We start from the raw sequence: 5,027 nt of genomic DNA, 5'->3' as shown, positions 1-5,027 counted from the left end.
TTTAAAGCGAATTTTTCTGCCTATCGAAATATCGTTAAAGTGTGGATTTTTAGCTTTCACTTCAAGCTCCCCTGCCGAGTGCGAGCGCCCTCGCATTGGTATTCCGGGAGTCAAAAACACTGAGTTCAGTCAGCTTTTTTGCTTTTAGTGCTCATCGCACCTGGACATGGCAAAAACTCCCGGAATCCCGGGAAACCCACAAAAGTAGGCTAATCTTATGTACTGAACTTTAGGGGTTTTGAATCCCTCTTGGCCGTTGCGTATACGACCAAAATTACAGTGTTATTTATAAGGTAATTTCAGGAAATTAGCAATAAAATTTAAAACAGTGTTTGTTTTATGAGCTCCACCCCCGCCTCTCAAACGCTTATGCTCGCTCGTAAAAATCCTAAACCCATGAGATAAACCCCACGTTTATTGAGAGGATTAACAAACCTTGTTGTCTGAGATTAAGCCCCCCGAAGAGAGAAATTAAAGAATACCCTCAAAGGGAATTACACTGTGATACGTTGGATTTTTGCGCCACAACGAACTAATTTTTCCTCCAATCTCTCAAATCCACGATCAAGATGATAAACACGATTAACGATTGTTTCTCCCTTTGCTGCCAATGCTGCAATCACAAGAGAAACAGAAGCGCGCAAATCCGTCGCCATGACAGGAGCCCCTTGCAAATTCTCTGTTCCATAGACGGTTGCCGTCTGCCCATCAAGCTTTATCGAGGCCCCTAAACGATTGAGTTCTTGAACATGCATAAAACGATTTTCGAAAATGGTCTCTGTAATATGCGCGATTCCTTCAGCCCGTGTCATGAGCGCCATGAATTGCGCTTGGAGATCGGTTGGAAAAGCAGGATAAGGTCCTGTTTTAATATCAACGGGCATAATTTTTGTGTTCTTTGGATTTCGCTTAACATGAATTCCTTGAGGTTCTATTTGAATCTCGAGTCCTGTTTTTTGAAGCACCTTAAGCACTTTTGTAAGATGATTAGGATTTGCATTTTTAAGAAAGACATCGCCTCCTGTCATAGCCACAGCCATTGCATATGTCCCCGCTTCGATTCGATCAGCAATAACGCGTATTTTTGTCCCTTTAAGTTTTTTAACCCCTTCAATTGTAAGCGTTGTTGTTCCTTCACCGGTTATCTGAGCCCCCATAGCATTCAGAGTTCGAATAAGGTTTGCCACTTCTGGTTCACAAGCCGCATTCTCAAGGACGGTTGTTCCCTTTGCCAGTGTCGCCGCCATAAGAATCACATGTGTTCCACCAACAGTGACCTTAGGAAAACGATAGTGAGCACCTTTTAACCCCCTTGGGGCTTTTGCATGAACATATCCATTTTCGATCGTAATCTGTGCGCCTAAAGTTTTGAGTCCCTCAAGGATAAAATCGACAGGTCTTGTTCCAATAGCACATCCTCCAGGAAGCGAAACATAAGCCTCTAAGCATCGTGCAAGGAGAGGTCCGATAACCCAAAAGCTTGCGCGCATTTTTTTCACCAGTTCGTACGGCGCCCGTGTTGTCGCTATTTTTTGCGCAGTAAAATGAATTGTTCTTGAATTCACACACTCATCGTTAAACTCTTGTCCATCAACGGCATATCCCACACCATGATTATTGAGAATACGAATAAGCAATTCGACATCAGCCAGATGAGGAATGTTTTCTAAAGTGAGCGTTTCTTCTGTCAAAAGCGCCGCAATCATAAGAGGCAATGCAGCATTTTTTGCCCCTGATATAGGAATGGTTCCTTTAAGTTTTTTCCCCCCAACAATTTGAATAGAATCCATAGTGTTTTCCCTCTTTTCCTTTGTGCCTGCCCTTCCAAAGGTTTTTTCCCCCTTCGGGAAGTTATGCTTTATTAATCGTTTTAGAACGCATTCTAAATATGAGAACAAATTATTGAGAAGTTTAGTTGCAAAGCTTCACTAAAAAACATTTTTTTTCATTTTAGAGCTCTGTTTGCGCTCTTTGTCGGCTTTGCTCTTTTCGACGTTTCAGGTTTTGACGCAATTGTTGCGCCAATCTTTCTTGACGTCGTTTTGCTTTTTCATCTTGATGATTCATTTCATTTTGTTTTTGTTTTTGATGCATTTGTGTCATTGCGCAACCTTTTAAACAGTGTTGAGCTTCTATCCAAGCAACTCATAGCCTTAAATATTTAAGTGTATAAGAAACATATGTCATGACATAAGATACGTTTTCTTGCAAGAATATACAAATGTTCTCTTGCCTATTTTCTGACAATATGGCACAAGACAGCGCAAAGATTGAAAAGGGGCTGCGGTAGCTCAGTGGTAGAGCACTCCCTTGGTAAGGGAGAGGTCGAGAGTTCAATCCTCTCTCGCAGCACCATTTTATTCTTCTTTTGTTTATTCTTCTCCTACCCCTCTCCTCTTTTCTACAAGCATCAATCACCTCCTCCAGTCTCCATCAGCTTCATCAAATCCCCCATTCTTTAAACCACGCGCTTCAATGGCTTCAAAATCAATGGACTAAATGACGCGCTTAATCTCCAAAATGCTTTGCGAACGGCTTTTGAAATTGACACACCCCAAAGAATAGTCCCCTCCCATTACCTCCCCCTTTTTTCCTTGCATCCTCCCCTTTCCTTCCTGTAGGATGTCCCCTTATCCTTCTCTTTGCCAAACCTCACTGTTGCAACAGCTCTTGACACTTGAGACGGTATAGGCATTTTTATTTCTTGAATATTTTCCCCCACAAGCCCCCGCCCGCTTGTAATATGCAGACAAACGATTTTACTTGATTCAATATAAGAGAATTTGAATAAGAAGGTTTGAAATAAGAACATCTCACACTATTTCAGGCTCTCATTGAAATTCAAATTGAATCTCAATAATAAATTATTATAAACTCATTGTTTGAACACATCCCATTGATACCCTTAAAGCCCCCCCCAAACCAATAATCTTATCTTTCTCGCCTCTCTGTCCACCTCAAGCAGCACAAGCATTCCCTCTAAAAATTAGAATAAGCTTCATCGATCCTATTCGTCATTTACAATAGATCTAACAGAGCCATTTCCAGAACATCCTCTCAACTCAATTCCTTCCCCATTCTCCCCTTTCATGACCAAAAGAAAAACCAAACAGCGATACCCCCTCAAAGCTTTCAATAAACCACCCCACGCTCCCATATGCCAAACATCCCATATGCCAGAAAATTGATAGTCCGCCTTTTCAAAGAAGAACCCTAAGAGCGAAAATTTCTCTTCCCCTCTATTCTATTGAAATCAAACATCCCTCTTCGCTTACAGTTCACAAGCAGAAAGATCCGTATAGCGTGAAACTTTCCAAGAAAAGCCTACCTTTTATGAAAAATCCCCCACAGTAAACGAGATTATGAATCGTCTCAACAGCCACAGCCCATATCGCAATCTTGAGAACGAGCCCAAAATAGTACCAACTTACTTTTTCATAAAATCAAAGATGAGGTGTGCAATATTTATAATCTACGGAGCTTTATCGTTACCCCTCACGATACCATTCACAAGCCCCAGCATGAAATTCAAGAACGCCGCGATGAAATGGACATGAAATGAGTATAAAAAGAGCTTGGAGCAAAATGTCTCTTTAAAACAAGCGCGTGACTATGAAAAACAAGTACATTTCGTTTAGAGCATTTTGGATATTCCCTATTCCCGCCCTAGAACAACCATTTTCGTGACAGAGCCTATCTTATATTTTCTGCATATTTCTACTGTCCTTGTCTCCTCTGTCCTTGTCTCCTCCAGCGAATAAAAATCCCGCATGTGCGGGGTTTTATCCTGTACTGCACCTTTATTTAGATACAGTATGATCACTATAACCATTTTTACTAAATACATTTTTTACATATATTTTTAACACAAAAATAACACATATTGATTTATTCAATAGAAATTATTTATTAAAGCTCGTTAGAAACAAAAAACAATAAATACCCTATGTTTAAACACTTTATTTTATTTGCTATAGCAATAAGCGCTGTTTTATTCACACATCATACAACCCGTGAATGTAAAAAAGACGAATTTTTTGTTGGGAGTACTTCTCCGATCAATTGTATTTCCAAAGAATATATAAAACAAAAAATAGAAAAGAAGACATTGGAAAAAAACGCGAAAGATAATGATTAGAGCTTAAAAAATTTTCTGTTAGTGCTTGTCCAAGTAGAGAGTTTCCTGTTTATCCTGTTTTTTCTATTATCGATTGTGTTTCAGAAGAAGAACTAAAACAAAATCATTTTAATAAAGATAAAATCAATATAATAAAATTATTCATGCAATGGTTTATCGTAGGATTCATCATAACAATGATAATGTCCGTTCCCATTAGTTTACTTTGGCGTTTTAGATTTAAGGGTCCTGCTTGTTTATTTACAATAATGACAACCTCAGCTATTCTTGCCGTCCCTTTTATATTTGATTTATCGTCTCTCTTTTAATCTATTTTTGTAAAAAATACTTCTAAAATATTAAAAACACCCTGCATTTTTAAGCATTTTGAACTGTATCTCCCCTCATTTAGATACAATGGCCCCAAGTACAGCCACACCATTCAATACGATTTTTACCATACTTTAAACATAAGATAATACCCATTGATATATTCAACAAAAATCAGTTAAGCTATCCTATAAAATAAGAGCAATACACAAGTAGCAGTATTTAATGATATTAAATGAAGACGATTATTATGGAATTCTTGATACAAGCTACGCATGCAACGATAAACAGATAAAATCTGCTTTTCGTAAGTTAGCTCTGCAATACCATCCTGATCATAACTCTAGTACCGAAGCTGAACAAAAATTCAAAAAAATTCTTGAAGCCTATGAAGTTCTTAAAGACCCTCGAAAGAGAGCTGCTTACAATCAGTTCTATCATAAAACTTTTAAAGATAATCACAAGACTTCTGAAAACAATCACAAGACTTCTGAAAACAATCTCAAGACTTCTGAAAACAATCTCAAGACTTCTGAAAACAATCTCAAGACTTCTGAAAACAATCTCAAGACTTCTGAAA

The 5,027-nt window shown here is 38.4% G+C and carries 4 protein-coding genes and 1 tRNA gene; 2 read left to right on the top strand and 3 right to left on the bottom strand.

Annotation, left to right across the window (positions count from 1 at the left end; translation table 11 throughout):
• Window positions 1-494: 494 nt before the first annotated feature.
• Entirely contained in the window at window positions 495-1,790 is a 1,296-nt protein-coding gene (gene murA / locus ACFIJ8_RS05150) for a UDP-N-acetylglucosamine 1-carboxyvinyltransferase (RefSeq protein WP_273788630.1), read from the bottom strand.
• A 160-nt stretch (window positions 1,791-1,950) separates the two neighbouring features.
• Window positions 1,951-2,103 (bottom strand): hypothetical protein, encoded by a 153-nt coding sequence (locus ACFIJ8_RS05145; RefSeq protein WP_015856869.1) that lies wholly within the window; start codon window positions 2,101-2,103, stop codon window positions 1,951-1,953.
• A 177-nt stretch (window positions 2,104-2,280) separates the two neighbouring features.
• Between ACFIJ8_RS05145 and ACFIJ8_RS05140 the strand changes: the two genes are divergently transcribed.
• A tRNA-Thr gene (locus tag ACFIJ8_RS05140) sits at window positions 2,281-2,355 on the top strand.
• Between the two features lie 652 nt (window positions 2,356-3,007).
• Here ACFIJ8_RS05140 and ACFIJ8_RS05135 read toward each other — a convergent pair.
• Entirely contained in the window at window positions 3,008-3,157 is a 150-nt protein-coding gene (locus ACFIJ8_RS05135) for a hypothetical protein (protein ID WP_273788629.1), read from the bottom strand.
• A gap of 1,515 nt (window positions 3,158-4,672) precedes the next feature.
• Here ACFIJ8_RS05135 and ACFIJ8_RS05130 point away from each other — a divergent pair.
• On the top strand, window positions 4,673-5,027 hold a 355-nt coding region (locus ACFIJ8_RS05130; protein WP_375639142.1), incomplete at its 3' end, for a DnaJ domain-containing protein.

The organism is Bartonella sp. MF74HXZ (assembly GCF_042194445.1).
Taxonomy (GTDB): Bacteria; Pseudomonadota; Alphaproteobacteria; order Rhizobiales; family Rhizobiaceae; genus Bartonella; species Bartonella grahamii.
Note: the sequence above shows the minus strand (reverse complement) of the source record. Positions and strands in the feature narration are given on the sequence as shown.